At 42.6% G+C, this 25,928-nt stretch carries 24 protein-coding genes; 16 read left to right on the top strand and 8 right to left on the bottom strand.

Annotated elements, in window-relative coordinates:
* Nucleotides 1-10: 10 nt before the first annotated feature.
* A complete protein-coding gene (locus tag ABTV07_RS17960) occupies nucleotides 11-1,294 on the top strand; it encodes an ArnT family glycosyltransferase (protein ID WP_433744879.1) in 1,284 nt (427 codons plus the stop codon).
* A gap of 94 nt (nucleotides 1,295-1,388) precedes the next feature.
* The gene (locus ABTV07_RS17955; protein WP_433744878.1) at nucleotides 1,389-3,230 is read left to right on the top strand and encodes a M14 family metallopeptidase; all 1,842 of its coding nucleotides are present in this window, start codon (nucleotides 1,389-1,391) and stop codon (nucleotides 3,228-3,230) included.
* A gap of 48 nt (nucleotides 3,231-3,278) precedes the next feature.
* On the opposite strand, the gene ABTV07_RS17950 is transcribed toward ABTV07_RS17955, so the two are convergent.
* Complete coding sequence (locus tag ABTV07_RS17950; protein ID WP_433744875.1) at nucleotides 3,279-4,496, bottom strand: polysaccharide deacetylase family protein; 1,218 nt, start codon at nucleotides 4,494-4,496, stop codon at nucleotides 3,279-3,281.
* A 223-nt stretch (nucleotides 4,497-4,719) separates the two neighbouring features.
* Here ABTV07_RS17950 and ABTV07_RS17945 point away from each other — a divergent pair, with 223 nt between their 5' ends.
* From ABTV07_RS17945 to ABTV07_RS17915, 7 genes are all read left to right on the top strand, one after another.
* The gene (locus ABTV07_RS17945; RefSeq protein ID WP_433744872.1) at nucleotides 4,720-6,129 is read left to right on the top strand and encodes an N-acetylmuramoyl-L-alanine amidase; all 1,410 of its coding nucleotides are present in this window, start codon (nucleotides 4,720-4,722) and stop codon (nucleotides 6,127-6,129) included.
* Between the two features lie 108 nt (nucleotides 6,130-6,237).
* Entirely contained in the window at nucleotides 6,238-7,374 is a 1,137-nt protein-coding gene (locus ABTV07_RS17940; protein ID WP_433744869.1) for a polysaccharide pyruvyl transferase family protein, read from the top strand.
* Between the two features lie 10 nt (nucleotides 7,375-7,384).
* Nucleotides 7,385-8,485 (top strand): glycosyltransferase, encoded by a 1,101-nt coding sequence (locus tag ABTV07_RS17935; RefSeq protein ID WP_433744867.1) that lies wholly within the window; start codon nucleotides 7,385-7,387, stop codon nucleotides 8,483-8,485.
* Nucleotides 8,486-8,488: 3 nt separating this feature from the next.
* Nucleotides 8,489-8,965, top strand: a complete 477-nt coding sequence (pssD, locus tag ABTV07_RS17930; RefSeq protein ID WP_433744865.1) for a PssD/Cps14F family polysaccharide biosynthesis glycosyltransferase — start codon at nucleotides 8,489-8,491, stop codon at nucleotides 8,963-8,965.
* Nucleotides 8,962-9,447 carry a PssE/Cps14G family polysaccharide biosynthesis glycosyltransferase gene (gene pssE / locus ABTV07_RS17925; RefSeq protein ID WP_433744862.1) on the top strand — a complete coding sequence of 162 codons (486 nt, stop codon included), beginning with the start codon at nucleotides 8,962-8,964 and terminating at the stop codon, nucleotides 9,445-9,447. Before pssD ends, pssE begins: the two co-directional genes overlap by 4 nt.
* Before the next feature lie 21 nt (nucleotides 9,448-9,468).
* Complete coding sequence (murJ, locus tag ABTV07_RS17920; protein ID WP_433744859.1) at nucleotides 9,469-10,995, top strand: murein biosynthesis integral membrane protein MurJ; 1,527 nt, start codon at nucleotides 9,469-9,471, stop codon at nucleotides 10,993-10,995.
* Nucleotides 10,995-11,801, top strand: a complete 807-nt coding sequence (locus ABTV07_RS17915) for an S-layer homology domain-containing protein (RefSeq protein ID WP_433744856.1) — start codon at nucleotides 10,995-10,997, stop codon at nucleotides 11,799-11,801. Before murJ ends, ABTV07_RS17915 begins: the two co-directional genes overlap by 1 nt.
* A 12-nt stretch (nucleotides 11,802-11,813) precedes the next feature.
* Here the strand turns inward: ABTV07_RS17915 and ABTV07_RS17910 are convergent, their stop codons facing one another.
* Nucleotides 11,814-13,202: a SpoIID/LytB domain-containing protein gene (locus tag ABTV07_RS17910; protein WP_433744853.1), complete on the bottom strand. Its 1,389-nt coding sequence runs from the start codon at nucleotides 13,200-13,202 to the stop codon at nucleotides 11,814-11,816.
* 11 nt (nucleotides 13,203-13,213) lie between these two features.
* Nucleotides 13,214-13,444 (bottom strand): hypothetical protein, encoded by a 231-nt coding sequence (locus ABTV07_RS17905; protein ID WP_433744851.1) that lies wholly within the window; start codon nucleotides 13,442-13,444, stop codon nucleotides 13,214-13,216.
* A gap of 317 nt (nucleotides 13,445-13,761) precedes the next feature.
* On the opposite strand from ABTV07_RS17905, the gene ABTV07_RS17900 reads away from it, so the two are divergent.
* Nucleotides 13,762-14,805 (top strand): glycosyltransferase family 4 protein, encoded by a 1,044-nt coding sequence (locus ABTV07_RS17900; RefSeq protein ID WP_433744848.1) that lies wholly within the window; start codon nucleotides 13,762-13,764, stop codon nucleotides 14,803-14,805.
* Nucleotides 14,806-14,925: 120 nt separating this feature from the next.
* Here the strand turns inward: ABTV07_RS17900 and ABTV07_RS17895 are convergent, their stop codons facing one another.
* Both ABTV07_RS17895 and ABTV07_RS17890 read right to left on the bottom strand, forming a co-directional pair.
* A complete protein-coding gene (locus ABTV07_RS17895) occupies nucleotides 14,926-16,002 on the bottom strand; it encodes an LCP family protein (RefSeq protein ID WP_433744845.1) in 1,077 nt (358 codons plus the stop codon).
* 153 nt (nucleotides 16,003-16,155) lie between these two features.
* Nucleotides 16,156-16,791 carry a YigZ family protein gene (locus ABTV07_RS17890; RefSeq protein WP_433744842.1) on the bottom strand — a complete coding sequence of 212 codons (636 nt, stop codon included), beginning with the start codon at nucleotides 16,789-16,791 and terminating at the stop codon, nucleotides 16,156-16,158.
* A 557-nt stretch (nucleotides 16,792-17,348) separates the two neighbouring features.
* Between ABTV07_RS17890 and ABTV07_RS17885 the strand changes: the two genes are divergently transcribed.
* The 4 genes from ABTV07_RS17885 to ABTV07_RS17870 all read left to right on the top strand — a co-directional run bounded on the left by ABTV07_RS17885 (nucleotide 17,349) and on the right by ABTV07_RS17870 (nucleotide 20,027).
* A complete protein-coding gene (locus ABTV07_RS17885) occupies nucleotides 17,349-18,491 on the top strand; it encodes a sensor histidine kinase (RefSeq protein ID WP_433744839.1) in 1,143 nt (380 codons plus the stop codon).
* 30 nt (nucleotides 18,492-18,521) lie between these two features.
* The gene (locus ABTV07_RS17880) at nucleotides 18,522-19,202 is read left to right on the top strand and encodes a response regulator (RefSeq protein WP_433744836.1); all 681 of its coding nucleotides are present in this window, start codon (nucleotides 18,522-18,524) and stop codon (nucleotides 19,200-19,202) included.
* Between the two features lie 183 nt (nucleotides 19,203-19,385).
* Entirely contained in the window at nucleotides 19,386-19,562 is a 177-nt protein-coding gene (locus ABTV07_RS17875) for an aspartyl-phosphate phosphatase Spo0E family protein (protein WP_433744833.1), read from the top strand.
* Between the two features lie 111 nt (nucleotides 19,563-19,673).
* The gene (locus ABTV07_RS17870) at nucleotides 19,674-20,027 is read left to right on the top strand and encodes a hypothetical protein (RefSeq protein ID WP_433744831.1); all 354 of its coding nucleotides are present in this window, start codon (nucleotides 19,674-19,676) and stop codon (nucleotides 20,025-20,027) included.
* Here the strand turns inward: ABTV07_RS17870 and treR are convergent.
* Entirely contained in the window at nucleotides 19,993-20,712 is a 720-nt protein-coding gene (gene treR / locus ABTV07_RS17865; RefSeq protein ID WP_433744828.1) for a trehalose operon repressor, read from the bottom strand. The genes ABTV07_RS17870 and treR overlap by 35 nt on opposite strands.
* Before the next feature lie 127 nt (nucleotides 20,713-20,839).
* Here treR and ABTV07_RS17860 point away from each other — a divergent pair, with 127 nt between their 5' ends.
* A complete protein-coding gene (locus ABTV07_RS17860; RefSeq protein WP_433744826.1) occupies nucleotides 20,840-21,424 on the top strand; it encodes a hypothetical protein in 585 nt (194 codons plus the stop codon).
* Between the two features lie 78 nt (nucleotides 21,425-21,502).
* Here ABTV07_RS17860 and treC read toward each other — a convergent pair whose 3' ends face one another.
* Together treC and treP are read right to left on the bottom strand one after the other, a co-directional pair.
* Nucleotides 21,503-23,191 (bottom strand): alpha,alpha-phosphotrehalase, encoded by a 1,689-nt coding sequence (gene treC, locus ABTV07_RS17855; RefSeq protein ID WP_433744823.1) that lies wholly within the window; start codon nucleotides 23,189-23,191, stop codon nucleotides 21,503-21,505.
* A gap of 78 nt (nucleotides 23,192-23,269) precedes the next feature.
* Entirely contained in the window at nucleotides 23,270-24,697 is a 1,428-nt protein-coding gene (treP, locus tag ABTV07_RS17850) for a PTS system trehalose-specific EIIBC component (protein ID WP_433744821.1), read from the bottom strand.
* Between the two features lie 348 nt (nucleotides 24,698-25,045).
* Here treP and ABTV07_RS17845 point away from each other — a divergent pair, with 348 nt between their 5' ends.
* Nucleotides 25,046-25,888 carry a DegV family protein gene (locus tag ABTV07_RS17845; RefSeq protein ID WP_433744819.1) on the top strand — a complete coding sequence of 281 codons (843 nt, stop codon included), beginning with the start codon at nucleotides 25,046-25,048 and terminating at the stop codon, nucleotides 25,886-25,888.
* The last annotated feature ends 40 nt before the right edge of the window (nucleotides 25,889-25,928 follow it).

Below are 25,928 nucleotides of genomic sequence, written 5' to 3'. Positions count from 1 at the left end.
AGGTGAAAAAGTGTTTGTCCATAAACTTAAAAAGAATCAAGCTATCATTTATTTATTAATTTGCTATCTGGCCTTAAATATTTGGTTCCTGATAGCGAATCCTGGATCTGTTTTCAATCAGCCTGAAAGGTTCGGCGAAGCCATTTCTACATATGGCTCAAGGGACGGCTCCTTGTATGCCAGAATGGCGTGGCAGTTGATCAAGGAAGGGGTATACGGATATAATCTGGCTGGCTCCAATGCGTATGTGACACCGGGGCAGCCATTTTATTTGGCGGCCATTTTTCTCGCTTCAGAATGGCTCCATACAAATCATGTCATGCTATTTCGATTAGCCAATATGATTTTGAATATTTCTAATGTATTCCTGGTGTACTTGATTGGGCTGCAGCTCTTTCAAAGGAGATGGATTGGTGTTTTGGCTGCCTTTATGTACAGCACACACATCGCCTATCTTCACTATTTCCGCACGGCATTGACTGAAATTCCGTCGATTTTCTTCTTTTTATTAAGCATTGTCCTATTCATTTTTGCCTTGCGCAGCAAAGGCTGGGTGATGCATGCCTTATTCGGGATTTCCGCATCCGTCATGCTAATGTTCAGACCGACGCCGGCGCCGATTCTCCTCTTTGCATGGGCGATTACGTGGAGAGAGATGGGATTTAAACAAGCTGTTAAGATAGGCCTTATTTGGTGCATCGGCCCCGTTTTGATTATGTGTCCATGGGTCATTAGGAATCTCATGCAGTTCGGCCATGCTTACCTTTTTTCATCCCATGCTGGAAGTCCGCTGCTTTTAGGAACAGATCCTTTCTTCTTAAATGAGGACGGCAATCTTGTCCAGAAGGCAAGATCCATGGGGATGTCATTGCAGGATTACGGTGAAAAGCGGATAGTGGATGGGTTTGGATCTGATTTTCCGCTTTATTTTTCTTGGTTTACAATAGGGAAGACAGTCTGGCTGTTTATGGATCAATTTGCAAGGCCGGATGGATTTGGACCATATCTTCAGGACTTCCCGAAAGGGGTTTTAGGCTTTTTTAAATGGCAGAATTTATTTATTGTCATTACTAGCCTGATTTATGCTTTGGTATTTAGAAAGCGCAAAGGGGTCAATGTCTTAGGGGCGGTTGTGTTGTTTTATATCCTGTTATCTGATATTTTTCTGACGATCCCAAGATATGGGCTGTTGATCCTGCCGGTTATGGCGATTATTTCAGCATACGGAATGGTTGAAACTTTTATATGGCTGCGGGTAAAGTTCGCAAAATCAAGCCATGAGAATCCTTCGTGATTTTCATGGCTTTTTTTATGAAATCAAACTGTTCTATTAATGGGGCTAGTTAACTGTTAAAATATTATTATTATAGAAATATATGGAGGTTTTTATGAAAAGGCATTATTGGGTATTGAGTTTATTAATATTTTTAGGGGGATCTTTGCTGACGGAAAAGGTGCGGGCGGCGAATATCTATTTTCAAGTTAATTCTCCTGCATCTGTATATGAAAGCCATTCCGGCAAGTTGACGGAAATTGCAGCGGTCGATAGAGGGTTTGTATTTATTCCTACTTCGACTTCAGATACAAATTGGTTCAAACTGAAATGGGGGAAGAAAGACGTATATATCCACCGTTCAGTATTAACCAGCGTTTCTAAGATCAATCAGTCTATAATCCCGGATCAGGTAAGGGCAAACTCTATCATTGTATCAGTAAAGGAGAGTGTCCCAGTTTATGATTCTACTGATAAACAGCATAGGGTGGCTGTGATGCTGACCGGAGGACAATTCATGGCTTCCGGCGCAAAAGATGGAATGGTTGAACTGAAATTTGCGGGACGGAAAGGCTACATAGAAGAAAGCAAGGTTTCCTATACGTTTTCTCCTAATACAAAATGGTTTGAAACCTTGGAAGACAATCTTCCATTCTTTGACAACAGCGGCGGAAAGTTGACAGTGAAAGGAACGCTGTCAAAAGGATTTGTGTTTAAGAGAGTCAGATCCTATTCCGCGAATTGGCATGAAGTTTCAATTGGAGGAGAGATGAGGTATGTGGCTTCACATGCCACAAAGCCAGCTCTTAATCTATCAGGGGTTGACCTAAACCAAGGGCCGAAGCATACAGCAATCATCACTCCCCAAAAAGATAAAGTGATTGTTGAGCAAAGCAACGGGGGATTAGTGACATATTCCTTGTTGAAAGCAGGGGAGTCCATTTATTCAAATAGTCCTGTGGGTTCTGATTGGTATCAGGTTATGGTGGCTGGTAGAAAAGGCTTTATCCATTCATCTGACTTGACTGTAAGAGCAGTCCCGAAAGACGTGGTCAATCCTTATCGAACCTATACATATGATCAAATGCAAAGAGATATCAAGACGTTGGCAGTAATGTATCCTGATCTGATTCACGTGGAGTCCATCGGGAAATCAGTGGATGGCAGAGATTTGACAGCCCTTGCATTAGGGAAGGGGAACATAGAATTCACAGCAAATGCTGCACACCATGCACGCGAGAACATAACAACGAATTTTGTCATGGAAGCCATTGATGAATACGCCTATGCCTACGAAAGTGGAGCCAAGTTCAATGGATATGATGTCCGCTCTCTATTAAATAAGGTCAAAATCTGGTTCGTTCCTATGGTCAATCCGGATGGGGTCACCTTGGTTCAAAAAGGATATACCTCTGCAAAGAATCCTGCCTACGTACTGAAGCTTAATGGCGGAAGCAAAAACTTCTCTGGTTGGAAAGCGAATATCAGAGGGGTGGATCTTAATAGACAGTATGATGCGGATTGGGCTCATATTGCATATAATACTGGCCGCCCTGGGCCGAAAAATTATAAGGGGCCTTACCCATTCAGTGAGCCTGAGGCAATCGCAATGCGGGATTTCACGTTGAATCATTCGTTTCAAGCTGGTTTTGCCTTCCATACCTCAGGGCAGATATTATATTGGTATTTTAAGCAGGGCGGATCACGCTACGAGGAAGATAAGAAACTCGCTGTAAGAATTTCCAAAATGACTGGGACGAGCATGGTGCCGGTAAGGAAGAATCCGAGCGGCGGGGGCTATACGGATTGGTTTATTGAAAAGATAAAAAAACCTGGATTTACACCGGAATTTGCACCATACGCAGGTGAGGGGCCGGTTCCAATCAGGAATTTCAATGATATTTGGAAACGGAATCAAAATGTTCTCCTTTTGATGGCGGACTATCTTGTCAATTAAATAGACTAATAGAATCAGGCCGCAGTCCAATAGACTGCGGCCTTAGTTTTATCCTTTTGTCTTTGGAAGATTGTAGGTCCCGGATACGATTTTTGCGAATTGGTCCATTGTCGTATAAGGGTAAATACCGAATCGGGGGACTTTCATTAAATCAATTTTTGGCTGGGCATATCCTTCAGATGCCAAGAAAGCCATGGTATATCCTGCTTCTTTTGCCAAGCGTATTGTGTCAGGACTGTATTGCCCGAATGGATAGCAAAAATATTGCGTCTGCAGCAGCTCCTTGCTAAGTTTGAAATCGTCCAATACATCGTTTTCCGGTTTTAACAGGACATTGGATTTTCTTCCTGTAACGTCATGCAATTGATTGGTGTGGCTTCCAAATTCAAATGTTCCATCACTCTTCATTTCTTCCATCTCCGGGGAGCTGAGGAATTGAAGGTAAGAAGGGTTGAATGGGACTGGTGATGCGCTTGTCCTGCTTGTGATGATGAATGCAGCAGCATGGAAGCCATACTTTTTCAAGATAGGGTAGGCATATAAATAATTCGTTTTATGGCCATCATCAAATGTGATGGCAACCGTTTTTTCTTTTATATGTAAAGTGCCCTTTAAATAGCTTTCCAATTGTTCAAGCGTAATCGTGTGATAGCCGTTGTCATGCAGATATTTCATCTGCTCTGCAAAGTTTTCCACATTTAATATGACGTTGTTTCCAATGAACGTATTCTCTGATTTCTTCAATAGATGGTGGTACATGAGGACGGGGATGGCATTAAATTCTTTCTCAGGGGATTGACTATTATTAGAATAAATTTTGTCCTTATAGACAAAACCCAGCCTGCCGCCCATTTCTATCCCTACCCAATTGCCTGTCCGGCTGACTACCGGAAAGACTATGTCGTTATTGATTTTTCCAAATGGAACAAGGGTCCCTGTGGAGTTGTCTACTATTACCGCCGTCTTGCTGATTTTGATTTCGCCTAAAGGATGGAGGTGCTTTGCCTGCTTCGTAAGATTTCCTTTAGTTGATAATGCGGTGTCTCCCTTAAAGACATACCCTTTGATTTTCCCGAACTGAATCTCATACCACACTAGGCCATACCTTCTGGTGGCGAGGTAAGTTTCCCCCTTGGATAGTTCACCTATTTTTACAAGTGATTTCGAACGATTATCAAATACGTCTGTGTGTTCGGCAGTTGCTTTAAAATAGATGCCAGATGCTGCATTTGCTTTTTCTGCAAAAATAAAAAGACTGACAAACATTAACAAAAAAACTCCAAAATATTTGCGTTGGTGTGACAAGTTGTTACTTCCTTTCTGAAATACCCTCCATTAATCTATCAAATTTTACAAAAATAGACAATGACGAATTAACTATATAATACTAAAAAATGCAAAGAAAATAAGTATAAACGAATTATGGTTAAATTGCCAATAGTTTGCTAGACTGAAAATGGTATGAAAAATTTGAAAGGAGCTTCGAGAAATGCCGAAGTACTGCAAGATCTGTCTTCTAGTGGTGTTTTTTGTCGTCGCGGGATCATGGTTTCAATCTAAGGCGGAGGCTGCAGCTGTTTTCACAGATGTCTCCAGCACTTATTGGGCCAAGGAAGAAATTGAATATCTCTTCTCGAAAGATGTAATTGAAGGTTATGACGAGGGGGGAGGTACTGAATTTCGTCCAGAAAATAAAGTGACAAGGGCTCAAGCAGCCAAAATGATCGTGTTGGCTAAAGGAAAAACTAAGCTGACTTCATCTGGTTCATCCTTTAAAGATGTCCCTTCAGATGACTGGGCGTCCGGGTGGATCGAACGAGCTGTTTCATTGGGCTATTTCACAGGATATAAGGACGGCACATTCCATCCTTATGAGCATTTGACGCGTGCTCAAATGAGTAAAGTCATTGCGTTGGCGTTCGGTTTGGACTATGAAGGGGCTGCAGATAAGCCGATAGTATTCCCAGATGGTTCAGCAAGCTGGGCATCAAGCTTTATCAACTCCCTTTACTACAGCGGAATTTCCAATGGAAGCAATGGATATTTCAAGCCGAATTTAGATATTTCACGTGCACAGTTCTCTGCTTTTCTCAGCAGGGGGATGAGTGACCAATTCAAACTTCCTTTGCTTGGCAATCCGATTGCCACAGGAACTGTAACTGCGGATTCTCTTAATGTACGCACGGCCCCTACTACTTCAGGATCTGTAGCAGGAGCACTGAATCTAGGGGATAAAGTCAATGTATATGACATAAATGGATACTGGGCAAAAATTGCGTTCAATGGGCAGGCAGCATATGTACATAAAACTTATCTGAAGCTCAATAACCTTTCCGGTAATCAACTTCGCAACCGCATTATCGTCATTGATGCAGGACACGGAGGAGTCGATTCCGGTGCAATCGGTGGATCGTATTATGAAAAAACGGTGACGTTGAATGTAGCATTAAAAGTTCAGGAAAAATTGAAGAATGCAGGTGCGAATGTGATGCTCACAAGGGAGTCCGACACATATCCGACACTTGAAGATCGGGTGAAATTCTCTCAGGATCACTACGCTGAATTATTTGTCAGCATCCATGTGAACTCTGCTTCGGCAACATCAGCAAGCGGTGCGGAGTCCTACTACAATATCGATGCCAATGATAATGGAGTAGAAAGTTCCAAGCTTGCTTCCACAATCCAAACACAGATCGTTTCCATGGCAAACATGAGAGACCGCGGAGTTAAAGAGGATAATTGGTATGTCATTAAAAACCAGGAGATCCCGGCCGTACTGATTGAGCTTGGATTCATTTCGAACCCGGAAGATCGTGCTAAGCTGACAAGCGCCACTTATGTCAATCTATATGCAACAGCGATCTATAACGGAATCAATAACTACTATTCAAATAACTAAGAATGAAAAGAACGGGATTTCCGTTCTTTTCTTCTTTTTATCTGTCGACAAAAATTGCTATAATAGCTTTATGCTTAAAATAAATAGAAATATACCAGGTGTATGATTATGAAAATTGGAATCGTCGGAAATTATGGACATGATAACAATGGAGATGAAGCAATTCTGCAAGGGATTCTGCAGCAGCTTACCGAACATCTTCATATCAATAAACAGGATATAACCATTTTTAGCAATAACCCCGAAAATACATATGAACGATATGGTGTTAAATCTGCCTTTTTAATAAAGAAAAAAGGCAATATAGCATCCACCATGCTATCAACTCTATCCCAGCATGCCAAAATCATCAAAGGACTCGATGTTTTGATCATTGGAGGCGGCGGTATTTTAATGGATATGTATAAAAGGGATGCTCCGCTATATAGCATCATTGCGTTTATCGGGCGATTGTTCCGATGCCGGATCATCATCTACGGCGTAGGGGCTGGCCCGATCACAACCGGCCTTGGAAAAGTCCTCATTAAAGGAATGGCCAATTCTGCCTCCATGGTGGCGGTCCGTGATGAAAAATCCAAAAAGCTCCTTGAGTCCATTGGAATCAAAAAGGAAATCGAAATCATTGCAGACCCGGCCTTCACTCTTGGAGATGAGAAGCCCGCTGTACTTTCAAAAAATATTAAAAAAATTGGGGTAACGGCTGTCCCATACTACAGCAGTGAGTACTGGCCAGAAAGCAATCCCGAAAAATATCAAAGCTATATAACAGGCATGGCGGAAAACTTGGATGCCTTGATTGAGAGGCTGGATGCGGAAGTCATATTTTATTCCACCAAGTTTCCTCAAGATGTAAAAGTCACAGAAGAAATCTGCCATTTGATGCAGCATTCTTCCAATGTGAAAGTGGAAAAAGGGAATCTCCATCCTACTGATTTAATGAAGCTTTCAAGTGAGATGGATTTAATCATCGGGACACGGCTTCATTCCTTGATATTAGCAGTTGCCGCTGGAACTCCAATTATCGGAATTGGATATCATAAAAAGGTCCAATCCTTTATGGAAAGACTTGATAAAGAGGACCTTTACGTTGATATCTCAAAACTTCATCAGCGACCGATCGTGGATGTTGTGGAACACTTGTCTGAGCATTGGATGGATAGACAGGAAGAATTCGGCGAGCTCTCCGGCAAAATGAAGAGTGAAGCGCTGTATGGCGCTGAACTGATGAAGAAGCTCATCAGATAGGAGTTAATATATGAATAAGCGAAAAGTACTTGTCATTTCAAATATGTATCCGACAAATGAACATAAAAGCTTTGGCATCTTTGTAAAAAACCAAGTAGAAGCCCTTAAAGAGGAAGGACTTGATATGGATGTCATCGCGATCAAGAATCCTTCCGGAGGAAAAGTGAACGTACTAATGAAGTACTTTGGTTGGTTTTTAAAAGCTTTCATCAATGCTATCTTTAAAGGGAAGCAATATGAAGTGGTGCATGCGCATTACATTTTTCCTAGCGGCATGCTCGGCTTGATTTATAAGAAATTATGGAATACGAGGCTGGTTGTCACTTCCCACGGCGGGGACATTGATAAAATGGCGAGAAAAAATCAGAGGATATTTGATTGGACAAAGAAAATACTTCACGAGTCCGATGAAGTCATTGCAGTGGGTGAGGAATTGAAAGAAAAGATCCACTCGGAATTTCTTGTGCCAAATGAGAAAATCTCCCTCTTGAATATGGGGGTAAACAGAGAAACCTTTAAACCTCTTCAAAAAAAAGAAGCCAGAAAATCTCTTGGATTGCCAGAGGATGTTATCCCTATCCTATTTGTGGGCAATATTATTAAACAAAAGGGTCTTCTTGAACTAATCGAGGCAATCAATCGAATCCGAAAAGAGATAAGCGTCAAGCTTTATATAATCGGTGCTGCCAAGGATCCATCATTTAAGACTCGTTTGGATCAAGCGATTGAAGAAAAAGGACTTCACGAATCCGTGGAATATCTTGGGGTCAAAGATCAAATGGAAATTGCAGTATGGATGAGTGCGGCAGAAGCTTTTGTCCTTCCTTCCCATATTGAAGGCTTTGGCCTAGTGGCATTGGAAGCCATGTCCTGCGGTACACCTGTTGTAGGGACAAATGTCGGCGGGCTGCGCTACCTGCTTGCCAATGGAAGTGGAGTGCTGGTAGAAAAAGAAAACCCAGGGAATCTGGCTGATGGAATCAAAAAAGCCATTGGAGATTCTTTGGAGAAAGAAATGCTGATAGAAAACGGTTATAATAAGGCAGAGGAAAATGATCAAAAGACTATCATAAAGAAAGTTTTAACATTATACTTTCCTACTGGAGGGTAGGATATGAACGATAAACAGAAAAAGGTTGTATTCATTTCTTCTTTGGGCGGTCATTTGACGCAGCTTTTACAGCTGAAGCCCTTATTTGAAAAATACGACTATCATATTATTACGGAGAAATCCATCATTACGGAAGAATTGAGCAAGGAATATCCGATTTCCTTCTTAGTTTATGGTGCACGGAACTATCCGATCCGCTACCTGTTCAAATTCAGCTATAACATCCTGAAGTCTCTTTTTTTATTTTTAAAAATCAAACCGGATGTCATTGTGACGACAGGAGCGCATACGTCTGTTCCTATGTGTTATATTGCAAAGCTATTCGGCAAAAAAGTCATTTTTATTGAAAGTTTTGCTAAGACATCCACCCCTACCATATCTGGGAGATTGGTGTACCCGATCGCTGATTTATTCATCGTGCAATGGGAAGGGATGAAGAAGCATTATCCAAAAGCAGTATATGGAGGTTCTATCTATTGATATTCATTGTTTTAGGAACTCATGAACTCCCTTTCAATCGGCTGCTGAAAGCTGTCGATGAGGAGTTGAAAAACGGTTCGATCAACGAGAGGGTAGTCGTCCAATCCGGGCATACACCTTATCGCACAGAACGAATGGAATTTATACCATTCATGACTTACCATGATATGGAGGAGTTTTATAAAGAATCCAGTTTGATCATCACCCACGGGGGAACCGGTTCAATAACGATGGGCGTCAAAATGGGGAAGAAAATGATTGCCGTTCCACGCTTATGCAAATATGGAGAGCATAACGACGACCACCAAATTGAAATCGTTAGGCAGTTCTCGGATTCAGGACATATCCTGAAATGGGATGATGAAACCGATTTGGCAAATGTATTGGAATTAGTCCATTCCTTTGAGCCTGTCCCTTTTAAAAGTGGGAGGGAACAAATTCTGAAGCTTGTTGATCAATTTATCGAACTTAACGTCAACTAGTGTTTGAAAGCCGGTGTTTTTTTGAATCGAAAATCTATTATTGCCATCGTAGGGGCTGTCGCAGTCATCAACCTGCTCTCACGTCTCCTGGGGTTTGTAAGGGAAATGATCATCGGCTACCACTTTGGCACCTCATTCAAAGCAGATAGCATCATTGCTGCCTATACCATACCGAATTTTTTATATATCGCTGCGGGAGGGGCTTTGACAACAGCTTTTATCAGTTTGTATTCAAAGGCTCCTGGTCCAGCGCAAAAAGAATTGAAAAATGTCATATTCACCTATACATTCGTGGTCTTCGGAGCCATCAGCCTCTCATTCCTGGCTGCTCCTGCTCTATGGATCAACCTATTTTTTCATGATTTGACGCCAGGGGAAGCAGGGGATACAAAGGTTCTATTCCAATTCACAGGTGTCTCCACCGTGTTTTTAGTCACTTCCATGATTTTTTCCGGCCTTTTGAATCTTCATGATCGATTCAGGGCATCTGCACTTGCTCCGCTAATCAATAATTTGGTTTACGTTGGACTGGCACTGGCATTATTTCCGATTTTCGGAGTCCAGGCCTATTCCATGGGAGCATTTGTCGGTTCGATCCTAATGCTGGTCCCCTTATTAAGGGAAATGAAGAAATACGGATTAACGGGTTTTCGTTTTCAATTTAAAATGACTGAAGGCCATTATCTGACCAGGTATCTAAAGGTCATGTTCCCCATATTATTGGGCGGTGCCACGCTTCAATTTTATTTTTTGATACATAGACTTTTTTCTTCTCAGCTGCAAGAGGGACTGATGGCTTCATTGAACTATGCATCGAAGCTAGTCCAGCTTCCACAGACGATCTTGATGACAGCGGTCACCACGGTGATTTATCCGCTGATAGCCAAGACGATTGCAAACAATGATAACCGGAAGCTCTCAAAAATGTACAATGACGGCATGAAGTATTTATTGTTTTTAATGATTCCGATTTCGATTATCGTTTATTTATATGCAACAGAACTGATCAGTATTGTTTTCCAATACGGCTCGTTCCAATCGGATGCTACACTTCAAACCAGTTCACTACTGAAAATATTCGTCATCGGTATGTTCGCACATGCTGCCAATGTATATGTAACAAGGTTTTATTATGCTAAAGAAAGAGCCATAATCCCTGTCATTTCAGGTGCTATTGCTGTTTTTGGCGTAAACATATTGATTGTTCTGGCTTTTATTCACCGATATGGCGGAGATGCCATCGCATGGGCAACCACCATCAGTGCTTATTTCCAGCTTGGCTTCTTATTAGTATGCGCCCCAAAAAGGCTAGGAATTCATCTGACCGAGGGAGGATTATACATCAAGCTTCTTCTTATCGGGGGAGTGTCCTTATTGGCTGGGCTCATGGTTAAGTGGACATTGAATGGCAGAGTTGATAATTCCATTCTTTCGATTATTTTGGGCAGCTTGGCCATTGGCTTCGTTTATGTGCTTTTATCGTATCTTTTAAAAATAGACATTATAAGAAACTTTAAGATCAAAAAGGGGAAAATGGGGGAATCATAATGAAAAGGTGGATATGGCTCGGCTTAGCTGGATCTGTTTTGATGTTGGCAGCATGTCAGCAGGAGGCCTCTGTCCATGAGCAGGAAAGGAAAGCCTCGGCTGCAGAATCTACCGAGGCAGCTTCTACAGATTTTGTGGAAGGTGAAACAGGTAAAGTGTCCGATAAAGCAGATGATTTGGAAAAGCGTCTGGACAATCTTGAAGATGATTTGAAGACACTTGGCTCTTCTACTGGCAATCATAATGGGGGAGGAAACCCTCCTTCAACTTTCACTGATGTTCCAACCGGTTCAAATCCATATTGGGCCTACACTGAAATCATGTCTTTATATGGAAAAGGAATCATTAAAGGATATCCTGAAGAGGGCAAGTTCTATCCCGAGCGGTACATCACAAGATATCAGGCAGCATCAATGATCATTAAAGCATTGAATCTGCCGTTAAGTTCATCTCCTTCTGTCTTCAAAGATATTAATTCCAGCAGCGGTATTGCTAAAGAAGTCATGACGGTTTATGAAGCTGGGATCTTCAACGGGAGCGATGGGAACTTCCTTCCTAATGAACCGATGAAAAGGCGCCATATGGCAATGGTGCTGGCAAGATCATTCCATCTCATTCCTTTAAATACTCCATTTAGTGGATACAATGATGTTTCGGAAAAAATGGATGGATATGAAGAAATAAAATCAATCAGCCAATACGGCATCGCACAAGGATCGAATGGCAGCTTCCATCCTGAAGCCCCGACTAAACGTTCTCAGTTCTCTGCATTCATTTATCGTGCTTTGGAAAAAATAAAGCCTTAAGCAGTCATCTGCTTAAGGCCATTTTTTTATTTCAATCCCAGTATAGTAATGTTTTAAGATTTGATCATAAGTAAAGCCTGCTTCCGCCATTCCCCTTGCTCCCCATTGGCTCATTCCCAGCGAATGGCCATATCCATTGCCTGTAAACGTGAAGCTTTCCGGATATGAAGGGAGGTAGGAAGTGGTTGTTGATGTTTTAACAGGTACGTTGGCTGTCTGGATGGTCTTTAAGGAACCATCTGCTGCCTGCATTTTGAATCCTGCGAGGTAATTCGTATCTCTCACCGTTCCGTCAGCTAACATGATTTTCGCATGAGAATCTGAATTAACAGTGAACTTAGTGCTCTTTAATGTGATTCCAAACAGTGATCGAAAACTGTCAGGGTATCGTGCATAAGTAGGGATCATTGGAACTGAATCAATCGTTCCAGATATTTTATCAAGAATCTTAGCGTCCATGGCAAGGACAGCCTTACCGGGATCCTGGTCAGTAATGACGAGATCCAGCAGCTGCTGATTAGTGGTTAAGCCTAGTTTGGCAGCTATCTTATCTGCATAGTTCAAAAACTCCCATCCGTATTGTGGGTTTCCAGTGACATTATCATAATGATCTTCCACGCCTATAAGATATGGAATCGGATTTCCCCACACATACTCACTGCTTAACGTATAGCCCCCGGAACTGGAGTAGAAAAATGATTCAATGGGTACATTATTGTAAAGTGGATATGTATCTTTTGTTTCAGCTACTGCCTGGTCTGTCCGTGAATTTTCCTGGGATTTCCCATTGTACACCTGGCTTGCCGTGGTCATTTCAATATAGCCAACAGCCTTCTTTTGCTTCATTTGTGTATAGGCATAGCTCCTTGCAGCTGTTGCTTGAGCCTTCAATGCCTCCAGCGGCCAGCTTGCAGGCATCTCGGAAGGAACGACCCCTCTAAGGTAATCTTCCACGTCCAATTTGTTCAATACCAATGGAGCACTTGCCCCGGGGCGAATCTCAAATGAACCCCTGAAGCTTACATCCGATAATCCAAATGAGGTCTGCACCTTGGATATGAGAACTTCATTATCACTGGAAACAGTTATTTCATTTACATTGAACCCCTTAGCAGAAGTAAAATTGGTTTTTCCATCTGAAATGGTAACTTTCCCGCTTGCCTGTGAGACATTTAGTTTTTGAGAGGTCAAAGCAATAGAGGCATTTGTATCTAAGTTTACGATGTCGTACCCGCCAGTCAGCGTTAAAGAAAATGTAGAAGTCTGTAACAATTTGACCTTTACTTCCGTCTTATAAGTGACTGGGCTTGGCGATGCCGCAGCCTGCCCCTCCATCGGAGATGCTGTGAAAAGCATCAAAGCGGCCGCGATACTTAAAAAGCATTTAGTATATTGATTCATACGGCCCATCCTTACTGCTTATTTAGCTGTGATTTTAATTGGTTTACTTGGTTTTCGAGAGTGTTGACCCTTTGCTCAAGCTGGTCCACTTTAGAGGAAAGGGGATTGATTTTTGCCATGACCCACTCAACGCTTGCGATAATGGGCTGATTTTCTTCAGCAAATGTTTTTTGGACCATTCCCGTAAGAAAGAAGATTCCTGCAATACTTAGGATAACTAACATTTTTTTGAAATAATTCACATTTTTCACCTCTATTTCACATTTTTAGATCTTTTGTAAGATATTATAGCAAATCATGATAAAATTCGTGTTTATATTTTTAATATTTTGGGTAAATAGTAGAAGGATTTAGTCGAATTTTGCTATAATATACCAATGGATGTATGTTCATATTTTTTTCCTATTCCATATTTGCGGATATGTGTGATATAATCCAACTTGGTGTAATTACTTGAGAGTTTAAGAGAAAGCAAGAGTGTTTAATTACATACAATTGCAGGAAATTCCTGTTTTTGTGCCTGACACAATTGGGCATGATATTACTAAGGAGGGTCTACATGTTCTATTTGACCTTGATTATCTGCTTTATCAGTTCCATTCTGTTAACGCCGGCAGTTAAATGGCTTGCATTTAAAATTGGCGCAACAGATAAACCCAATCAACGAAAAGTACATCAGAAAATCATGCCGCGCATGGGCGGTTTAGCTATATTCATCAGTTTTATCATCGGCGTCTTGATCCTTCAGCCAGAAAGCAGCTATACGCTGCCGATTATGGTAGGTGGAGTCATTGTCATCATAACAGGCATTCTGGATGATATGATTGAACTTTCAGCAAAAATAAAACTTCTTGGCCAGTTGGCTGCTGCTCTAGTCGTTGTCATTTGGGGCGGTGCACAAGTGGAAATGATCAACCTTCCGTTTGGTGGAGTCCTTCATTTCGGATTTTTGAGCATCCCAATGACCATCATCTGGATTGTCGGTGTAACTAATGCCATCAACCTGATTGACGGATTGGATGGACTGGCTGCAGGTGTATCCTCGATTGCGCTTATCACCATTGCTGGAATGGCCGTTATCATGGCTAACCCATTTGTCGCAATCGTTGCAGGTCTTGTATTGGCAAGTACGCTTGGGTTCCTGTTCTACAATTTCCATCCAGCTAAGATCTTTATGGGGGATACTGGAGCACTGTTTCTGGGGTACATCATTTCTGTACTGGCTCTTCTTGGATTTAAAAACATCACAGTGATATCTTTAATCATCCCTGTCATTATCCTTGGGGTTCCGATTTCAGATACATTCTTTGCCATCATCCGCCGTTTTGTTCAGAAGAAGCCATTATCAGCACCGGATAAGTCCCACTTGCATCACTGCCTGCTGCGTATAGGATTCTCACATAGACAAACCGTTCTAATCATCTATGCCATTGCTGCAATGTTCGGCTTGGCTGCAATCATTTTCTCAATGTCCACTATGTGGGGAGCAATCATTATGATTGGTGTCCTGCTAGTTGCAATCGAGATTTTTGTTGAGAGCATCGGACTTGTCGGCGATGACTACCAGCCATTGTTGAAATTTGTGCGTGCAAGAAATAAATAATAAACAAAAAACCTCCCTCGCGTCTGAAAATGACTTGAGGGAGGTTTTTTGTTTATCGTAATAAAAATCATTACAAAAAAAGCAGCTGAAGTGAATCAGCTGCTTTTGCATGTGTCTTTATTAATTGCTATCCGTATCTGTCTGAGCGGATTCTGTAGAATCCTCGCTATCAGACGAGTTATCGCTGGAATCGCTATTTGTTTCAGCAACATTATCTTCTGAATCATCTTTAATACCTAGGTGCTCTTTTAGAGTATTCTTGATATTTGCCAAATCTGTATCATCAAGCTGATAATAGTATACTCCGTCAATCATGCTGTCACTGCCTTTAAGGGTCAATGTCTCAATGTTTAAATGGCCGCTTGTTGCGTAGCTGACGAACGATTTCATTTCAGAGAAGGTCATATTCGTTTTCATGTTATCTCCGACTGCTTCAATAATGTCATCGTATTTTGAAATGGAACCAACGGAAACCGCTTTGTCCATCACGGCTTTCATAAGCTTCTGCTGGCGCTTTCCTCTTTCGATATCGTTATCTTGCTTACGTGTTCTTGCGAGAGCAAGAGCTTCTTCACCATCAAGTTTTTGCATTCCTGGTTTTAAATTAATCGCGTTATGATGATCTTCTGAGTCTTTCTCGTGAATGGAATATGGGACATCTGCTTCAATTCCACCGACGGCATCCACCACGTCCATGAATGCATAGAAATTCATTCGCACATAATAATCAACGGGAATATCTAAGAGATTTTCAACGGTATCGATGGTCGCTTTCGGTCCACCGTATGCATGGGCATGTGTAATTTTAGTTTTGTAGCCAACTTTAGGGACATATACATAGGAATCACGCGGGATGCTCAATAACTTTACTGATTTGTCTTTTTTATTCAAAGTCGCGAGAATCAGAGCGTCTGAGCGGGTGTCATTCCCAAAATTCCTGCTTTTGCTGTCGTCTATTCCGATAAAGAGGATAGAAACATTGTCTTCACTCGGGTCTACTTCGGCTTTGCGAAGATCAGATTTTTTCCGGTCGATTTCTTCGTGGGAATTATTGAAGACCGTTTCTGCTTTGTTGTAGAGGTAGGCTCCATAAGCAGCTGCGGAAAAGCCAAATAGCAGAACCGGGAATATCAAAAACCAAAATATGCGTCTGCGTCGTTTTTTTCTTCTCATATAACTGAGTTGTTTTCTTTCCATTCATTTAACTCCTTCGTATAAGGATTCGACTTTCGTTACAAAGTTTGTCAAAAAAAGCTAATTTTCTCAAAATAACACTATCCTATATTTTACTATGAAAGCTATATCAGGTAAACAAAGAATAGTGTTAATGTACTTGATTCGTAGAGAGGCCTACTCAACATCCTCCTCCAAATACACCACGTCCCCTTCAGTAAGGATGGCTTGGCCATTGGTGAGTTCTGTCATCCATTCGACGAATCGTTCTTTTTCCGTTTCCACGGCATAGGTTTCCACTTCGACTTGATCGAGGTAATGGATTTCCTTGATGGGGTAGATGGATGAGCGGAGTTCGTTCTCCACTTTACCAAGCCATGTGTAGTCGATCTTCGTACGCATGAGGCGCATGAGCTCGCGTTCGACGACGCCTGTTGCATTGATGCCTTCAGAGGTGGCTTTCCCGTAGGCGCGGATCAGTCCGCCTCCACCTAATTTTATGCCTCCGAAGTATCGGGTTACGACAACAACCGTATCCTTTAAATCGCGCTTTTTCAACACTTCGAGCATGGGGACGCCGGCTGTTCCTGATGGCTCGCCATCGTCGTTTGCCTTTTGGATTTGATTGTGCTCACCGATCATGTAAGCGGAGCAGTTGTGGTTTGCATTGGGGTGCATTTTCTTGATTTTAGCGATGAAAGCTTGAGCGTCTTCCTCGGATTCTACTCGATTTATATAGGAAATGAAACGAGACTTTTGAATGATAATTTCATGATCACCGCTGCCTTTGACGGTATAGTAGCTTTGTAGCAAGTGAGGTTCTCCTTTCAATCACCGAGCGGTCTGCCTGATAGATGGTTCGACAAGATTCGGTGCGAAAATTGTAAAAAAACATTACTTTTAATACTATACAAATTTCACCCCGATAAATAAAGGGATGTAACCGAAACTAAATGTATTTTCCTTTTTCAGGAATGAAAGATGTGGTCAAAACACTTTACTGGAATAATAAGGATAAGTTTCAAGATTGATAATAGAATGTAATGAAACTTTAATCTTATGAAATTCCTGGCATGATATAATGTCCCTGTGCAGTTGAAGGACTTTTGCTGGAATAATAAATCCTGTCTGCACAGCGGCTATCATGGGATGAATCAGCAATGTCGGCAGGATTAGCCTTTATCCAAACTGGAATGTTTCTATCTTGGAATTTTTGGATATAGGAAATAAGTCCCGCTAATGATAAAATGATTTTCATCGACCTATTTCGATAGACCTAACTTTTATAATTCCATAACTGAATAATAGTTTAGGAGAACATTTCGATATAAAATAGGAATAACCTGAGGGCAATCCTTGGAGGAAATCCCATGTCTTTGAAAAAAGTTGACACAAAAGCACTAGATGGAATAGTAGAAAAAATGATTGAAACCGTCGATGCGAGCAAGGGAGAAATCTTCCACATCGGCGAACAGTGCCGAAAAGACTATGAATCGATCATTGAAGAATTGAAGAATGTGAAAGCATTGGTCATCCAGGTGATCAATGAAGGCGACGATCTTGATGTAAAAGTCCGTTTTGCAAGAAAACGGCTCCTGGAAGTCAGTCAGCATTTCAACCAATATTCAGAAGAGCAGGTTCGCGATGCTTATGAGAAGGCGCACGAACTTCAAATGAAGCTGACGATGAATCGACAGATGGAAAAACAATTAAGGGAACGCCGTGATGATTTAGAAAGAAGACTGCGCAGCTTGCAGGAAACGATTGACCGAGCCGAAAATCTTGTATCGCAAATATCGATTGTCCTCAACTATCTGCTAAGTGATATGAAGCAAGTCGGCAAGGCTCTCGAAGACGCCAAGCAGAAGCAGGATTTCGGATTGAAAATCATCGAGGCTCAGGAAGATGAGAGGAAGAGGCTTTCTCGTGAAATCCACGATGGTCCGGCTCAAATGCTGGCGAACGTCCTTATGCGCTCCGATCTCATTGAGAGGGTATACAAGGAAAGCGGTCCCGGCGAAGCATTAAAAGAAGTGAACAGTTTGAAGCATATGGTTCGATCTGCATTATATGAGGTCCGCCGGATCATCTACGATCTGCGTCCGATGGCGCTGGATGATTTAGGTTTGGTTCCTACCCTCAAAAAATATTTGCACACGATCGAAGAGTATAACAAACTGACATCTATACTATTTACAAATATTGGACAAGAAAACAGGCTCCCTTCAAAATATGAAGTTGCCTTGTTCCGTTTAATCCAGGAATCGGTCCAAAACGCCCTGAAACATGCAGAAGCAAAAGAAATCCATGTGAAACTCGAAGTTCGCTCGAATCATGTCCTTGTCATCGTGAAGGACAATGGAAAAGGGTTCGATGCATCAATGAAAAAACAGGGATCCTTTGGCATCATGGGCATGAAGGAGCGTGTGGAGCTGTTAGACGGTGAAATCAGCATCGATTCGAAAGAAGGCCAAGGAACACTCGTCATCATTCAAGTTCCGCTGGCCGCTTAATTGTTTGAAGAGGTAAGGGAGGCGTAGTCATTGACAACAAAAATCGTAATCATTGACGATCATCAATTATTCCGTGAAGGAGTAAAGAGAATTTTAGACTTTGAAAAATCATTCACTGTCCTAGCAGAAGGCGATGACGGAAGTGAAGCGCTCGAACTTTATGAAAAACATAATCCAGATGTTGTCATCATGGATATCAATATGCCAAATACAAATGGAGTCGAAGCCACTCGCCAATTGGTGGACGAGTATCCTGATTCCAAAGTCATCATCCTTTCCATCCACGATGATGAAAACTACGTATCCCACGCATTGAAGTCCGGTGCGCTCGGATATTTATTGAAGGAAATGGACGCAGATGCCCTAGTACAAGCTGTCAAAGTAGTGGCACAGGGGGGATCTTACCTGCATCCAAAAGTAACGCACAACCTGGTGAGCGAATTCCGCCGCCTGGCAAGCGAAAATCAAGTCGGCAGCGGCTATCAGCAGCCTGAAATCCGACGTCCATTGCACTTGTTGACTCGCAGGGAATGCGAAGTCCTTCAGCTACTGGCTGACGGAAAAAGCAACCGCGGCATTGGCGAAGCATTATACATCAGTGAAAAAACGGTCAAGAACCACGTCAGCAACATCTTGCAGAAGATGAACGTAAATGACCGTACACAAGCAGTCGTACTCGGAATTAAGAATGGCTGGGTAGAAGTTCGATAAGTTTGCTTGCAGATGACTCTCTGGATTGCCAGAGAGTTGTTTCTTTTTCAGGGAGGATTTTTGGTAAACTATGGATTTTTAGAGGTTAACAAAAATCCGCGGATTTTGGCTAATTATTATTCCTTTTTGTCAATTTTTATGTAATAATGGTACAAAATAGGACGAGCAATCGAGGTGAGGCAAATGGGCACAAAAATGGCAATGGAAATGGATATTGAAACTGTCAGGAGAAAAATGATCCAGGCTGGCCTCGAAAAAGGTTTGACCCACTCAGACACCGTCCAGCTCAGCAAAGAACTGGACAAGCTATTGCATCGGGTTCAGTTGTTCGTATGCGGTAAAAAAAGAAGAGATAAATAGAATTCAGGCGGCCGCCCCATTGGGTGGCCGCTTTTTAGTTGGAGAAATGTTTGAGGGAATGGGTGCAGCATTGGAATCGGGGTGAACTTTGAGTATTTTGGTGGTTAAACAGTGGCGATTGCAGAAATTCGGGATAGATTCAGTCCAAATTCGGGATTATACAGTGGAAATGATGTGGAATTCCTTGAAATTGGGCTTAGGGAGGGTCTGAAATTTGAAAATGTGCGCCTCTTTGCGCCACTTATCGTATCCTATGCGCGAAAAATTTCCGCTTATACGCGAAACGACGGCTCTTTTGCGCCAGAAATAACTCTTATGCGCGAAACTATAGCTCTTATGCGCCACCCCGCAAATCCGCCACTGCCAGCCGCACAAAATGAACAAACTAAAAAAAGCAGCCCGCAGCTGCTTTTTTACATTCAACCCATAATTAATGCTTCCGCCTCGCAAAATCCACAAACCTGAATTTATCCAACCGATGCCGCGATTCAGTATATTGAAAAAGCGTCGCGTCATCGAGGTAGACGTAGTTTTTCACAACTACCACGTGATCATAATCCGCTAGGTCCAAGTATTTGCGGTCATCTTCCGAACATGGCTCTACGGTAATCTCTTTCTTCGCGAAGCTGATCGTCATGTTCAGCTCATTTTCCAAGTATTCATAAATGGAGTTTTCACAGATTTCCTTGGTCAAAAGGGGGACGTGCTTCTTTTGAAAATAATCCTTGTCTAGAATGATTTTTTCTCCCTGAATGGAGCGTGCGCGATAAACTTTCCAAATTTCTTCCCCGGCAGGTACATTCAACTGCTGGGCAATGCGTTCATCGGCATTCACCAGCCCGAATTCATAGACAATCGTTTCGATGTCACGGCCCAATGAGTGCTGCAGCTCCTTGAAGCTGACGAGACCGGAAATCGGGAAGCTCATTTTTGAAATATCAAGGACAATGGAACCTTTGCCCCGGATTTTCTGGATGAATCCTTTTTGAGAAAGAAGAGTCAAGGCTTTCCGAATGGTTTCCCTAGACGTCTCATACATTTCGCTGAGTTCATTTTCCGAGGGAAGAGTCTCCATCGCCTTGTACTTGCCATCAAGGATCTGCTGGGAAAGCTCCTCGTATATTTGTTTATATTTATTCTGTTTTGTCATATTATCACCAACTCCATTTTAGCACAGGTCCTATTGGAAGAAGACAACCAATTGGTGAAATGGTTGTGAATACGCCTTCTTTTCTTTAAAATAAGATTGCGGATTGTATAAGAAAGGTGTGTCTACATTGAAAATACATAAATGGCTTGCAGTCGGAACGATGTCAGCAGCGCTGCTAGTATCCCTGGCAGCTTGCAGCGATGGCGAAAAAGAAGAAAAGAAAACATCTGCTCCAAAAACAGAGCAAAAAGCATCGGAAGGGGATACTTCTGTTCCAAGTGATGGCAAGATGCAGAAGCCTCCTATTAAAGAAGCAGCCAATATTCCGAATGAAGAAAGCCTGGCGCTTCTGAAAGTGGTGGACGAGCATTTCCAAGCCTTCAACAATGAAGATTTGGATGCCTACATGAACACGATTTCCAAAAATCCAAAGTCCTTCAAATATGATGAGGAAAAGGAATATTTGAAAAATACATTCGACCATATGGATATCAAAATGAATCCGAAAAACACGATCATCATGAAATATGATGAGAAAAAGCAGGAAGCCAATGTGTTTACAGAAATTGCAACGACAGTTACAGATCCTCAATCCAAGCAAACCGTCAACAGCCTCACTAGGCAAATCAACACGTTCCATAAAGAAAATGGAGAGTGGAAAATGATTGCGACCTATGCGATGGAAGAAGGATCAGGCCAAACAGGGAAATAATAAAGAATATAAGAAATGGTGCCAGTCCGAGCTGGCACCATTTTTCTGCATTTATCGACAAAAACCGGGTGGTGCCTGTCACTTTTTCAATCGATATACAATCGACTCGTATGGACGGAGGTTGATTTTACGACAATCCTTTGATGAATCTTTGTAGTTGGATATCAGGATCTCACTGTCTAGGCCTTCAACGTCCACATCGTTTGGAAGCTCAAACACGGCTTCTTTTTCGTAGAAGTTGTTCACGACAAGGAGTATTTCGTCCTCCGTATTTCGAGTGTATGCAAAAAGCTGCGGGTCATCTGCTAAAAGCAGCTGATAGTCGCCATCCGTGATGACATCATATTGCCTCCGCAATTCTGTTAGCTTTTGATAGTGATAGAAGATGGAATCCTCGTCAGCCATTGCTCTTTCCACATTGATTTCTTTATAGTTGGAAGCAGGTTCGATCCATGGAGTTCCATCTGTAAACCCGGCATTGGAGCTGTCATCCCACTGGACAGGGGTCCGGGAATTGTCACGGGATTTGTGGCGCAGAATCTCCAGGATTTCTTCTTTCGATTTGCCCTGCTCAAGCAAAATATTATAGATATTCAGGGATTCCACATCGCGGTACTCCTCAATCGAAGTGAACTTCGGATTGGTCATCCCGATTTCTTCTCCTTGATAGATGTAAGGTGTTCCTTGTAGCATATGCATGGCAGTTGCGAGCATCTTCGCTGATTCCACTCGATACTCTCCGTCATTTCCATAGCGCGAAACAATCCTTGGCTGGTCGTGGTTGCACCAGAATAGAGCATTCCATCCGCCGCCTTCATGCATGGCAGTCTGCCATTCGGACAAAATCTCTTTCAGTTTGAGGAAATCAAAGTCAGCAACGCTCCATTTTTCCCCGTTCGGATAATCGACTTTTAAATGATGGAAATTGAAGGTCATGCTCAGTTCATCTTCCGCTGGATTTGAATACCGAATACAATGCGGGATGGAGGTAGATGACATTTCACCGACCGTCAGCATGTCATATTTTGAAAAGACTTCTTTATTCATTTCCTTCATGAATTCATGCACACGCGGGCCGTCTGTGTAGAATTTGCGTCCGTCCCCTGGAGCAGTGGAGCCGTCGTCATCAGGGAACTCTTGATCTTTTGAAATCAAATTGATGACATCCAACCTGAATCCGTCGACGCCTTTTTCTGCCCAGAATCGCATCATGTCATAGATGTTGTTTCTGAGTTCTGCATTCTCCCAATTCAAGTCTGCCTGTGTGACATCGAATAGATGGAGGTAATACTGGCCGGTCCCTTCATCATACTGCCACGCGTTCCCGCCGAATTTCGACTGCCAATTCGTCGGTTCTGATCCATCCTCTTTCGGATCCTTCCAAATGTAGAAATCGCGAATTGGGTTGTCTTTTGAACGCTTCGCCTGCTGGAACCACTCATGGTCTGTCGATGTATGATTGACAACGATGTCCATGATGATTTTCAGGCCATGTTTATGGGCTTCATCCAGAAGTTCGTTGAAATCTTCCATCGTCCCATATTCCTCGTGAATGCCAAAATAGTCGCTGATATCGTATCCATTGTCGTGCTGAGGGGATTTATAGATGGGTGTGAGCCAAATGACTTCGACCCCAAGCTTTTTTAAGTAGTCGAGCTTCTCGGTTATTCCTTTGATGTCCCCGACTCCGTTGCCGGTCGTATCATTGAAGCTTTTCGGATAAATTTGATAAACAACAGCTTTCTTCCACCATGGTTGCTGATTCATTGATTATTCACCTCGTTGATAAACTGTGTTTTTGCTTATTTAAAAGGAAAAGGGAAGCGATAGCCTCCCAATTTCCTATTATGCTTCTATATCATTTTTTGCAAATTTTGACCATATGATCGTTAATACGATTGGAACGACGATTGAAATGGCCATGCCGATGAAGAAGGTGCCCCAATATTTATTAATAATCGATAAGAATCCAGGAAGTCCTCCGACCCCGATGGAGAATGCCTTTACTCCGCCTATGGCCAGAACCATCCCGGCAATCGCCGATCCTATCAACGCGCTGATGAACGGATAGCGGAAGCGCAGGTTGACCCCGAACATCGCTGGTTCAGTGATTCCAAGATAAGCTGAGAGCGCTGAAGTTCCAGCGAGTCCACGCAGTTTTTCGTCTTTCTTTCTCAAGACAAACAACATGGCTAGTGCGGCTGAACCTTGTGCGATATTGGATAGGGCGAGGATTGGCCATAAAAATGTTCCGCCGGCATTCCCGACGAGCTGCAAATCGACTGCAAGGAATGTATGGTGCATTCCAGTGATAACCATGACTGCGTAAAGCCCTCCATAGAGCAAGCCGCCAAGCCAAGCGAAGTGGTTGAAGATCCAAACCACGCCGTCTGTAAGCTGCATGCCGATCCAGAATGTTACTGGACCAATGACAATGAATGTTGCAAAACCAGTGATTAAAAGAGCAACAGGAGCAACGACCAGCAATTTAATGGAGTCATGAACTCGCTTATTAAGGAAGTTTTCAATCTTCGCTAATAAATAGGAAGCAAATAATATCGGAAGGACTTGTCCTTGATATCCGATTGCTTGAACTTTAAGTCCAAAAAGGTTCCAGTAAGGAATTTCGCCTTTAGCCTGTGCATCCCCGTAAGACCATGCATTCAAGAGGTCAGGATGGACGAGCATTAGCCCTAGTACAATCCCAAGCAGCGGACTTCCGCCGAATCGTTTGACGGCAGACCATCCGATCAACCCTGGCAGGAAGACGAAGGCAGTATTTGCGATGAGGTTGATCATGCTCGCTAAGTCTTTCCAATTTTTATGGACATCAATGAATGATTTCCCGTCATAGAAAATATCCTGGCCAGTCAGGATGTTGTTAAGACCCATCAATAGACCGGCTGTTACGATTGCCGGCAGGATCGGGATAAAGATGTCAGCCAATACCTTGATGGCACGCTGAAGCGGGTTCAGGTTTTGAGCCGCTGCATCTTTGACATCCTGCTTGGATGCTTCGCCGATTCCTGTTTCTTCAACTAAAATCTTGTATGCTTTGTCGACTAGACCCTGTCCGATGACGACTTGGAACTGCCCATTGGAAGAAAAGGATCCTTTAACAATATCGATGTTCCCGAGTTTCTTTTTATCTACAATGCTTTCATCCTTCAGCACAAGGCGAAGGCGAGTGACACAGTGAGTTGCGGTCTGAATGTTTTCTTTTCCGCCGATTGCTTCAACGATTTGATGAACAGACTCTCTGCTTACGCTCACGAAAATTCCTCCCTTTGTTAAATAAAGTAACCGTTTTCAATTCTTTTATAAAAAAGTTCCCTATAATAGCAGCTTGCAAACTTAAAAAATAATGCGCTTTCATAAAAGAATTGAAGTTGGATTTGTATATACATGTTATGAGTTTATTGTAATCATGTATATACAAGTTGTCAAGAAAATATTAAAAGGTGCCTGTCACGCCCCGAAAAATGTCGACTCCCGACATTTTTCGGGGCGTGACAGGCACTTCGTGTGTTAATAAAAAACTAGTGCAAAGCCTATTCAATTCAGATAAAATGGAGAACATATATATGTACATGCCCAATAAAGATAAAGAGAGGTACTCCTATGAAAACGGCAATTGTTACGGATAGTACAGCGTATATTCCGAAAGAATTGCGTGAACAGTTCGATATACATATGATCTCCCTGAATGTCGTGATGGGAGGAGAGTCCTACCGGGAGGAAGTCGATCTGCATGCAGAGGATTTTTTCCAGGAGGTCAAGAAAGAGAACAAGCTGCCAACCACATCCCAGCCTGCCATCGGGGATTTCGTTGATCTTTTTGAAAAATTAAGCGCGAATTATGATGCAGTCATCAGCATCCATTTATCCAGCGGGATCAGCGGCACCTATCAAGGAGCGTTAACTGCAGGAGAGATGGTCGAAGGAATCGAAGTCTACGCGTTTGATTCGGAAATTAGCTGCATGGCTCAAGGATTCTATGTCCTGGAGGCAGCCAAAATGGCAAAGCAAGGGGAGCTGCCAACTGTCATCATCGACCGTTTGAATGAAATGAAGAAAACGCTCCGTGCCTACTTCATGGTGGATGATCTTGCACATCTTCAGCGCGGCGGAAGGCTTTCCGGCGCCCAGGCATTTATCGGAAGCCTGCTTCAAGTGAAGCCGCTCTTGCATTTCCAGGACAAAGTCATCGTTCCTTTTGAGAAAATCCGGACACGGAAAAAAGCGATGAAGCGGATTGAGGATTTGCTTGCGGAAGACGCTAACTCAGGCAACGAGTACCAAGCCTGTATCATCCACGCGAATCGCGAAGCAGAAGCGCACGAGTGGAGAAATGAATTGAAAGACAAATTCCCAAATGTAGATTTCATGATCGGCTATTTCGGAGCCGTCATCGGGACCCATCTTGGCGAAGGCGCCATGGGCCTCACGTGGGTGAAAAAATAATCAACAGCAGCGCCAGTGCCGACCAAACCTGGCGCTTATT

The sequence above is a fragment of the Falsibacillus pallidus genome (assembly GCF_050990905.1).
In the GTDB taxonomy this organism is placed as follows: domain Bacteria; phylum Bacillota; class Bacilli; order Bacillales; family DSM-25281; genus Falsibacillus; species Falsibacillus pallidus_A.
Note: the sequence above shows the minus strand (reverse complement) of the source record. Positions and strands in the feature narration are given on the sequence as shown.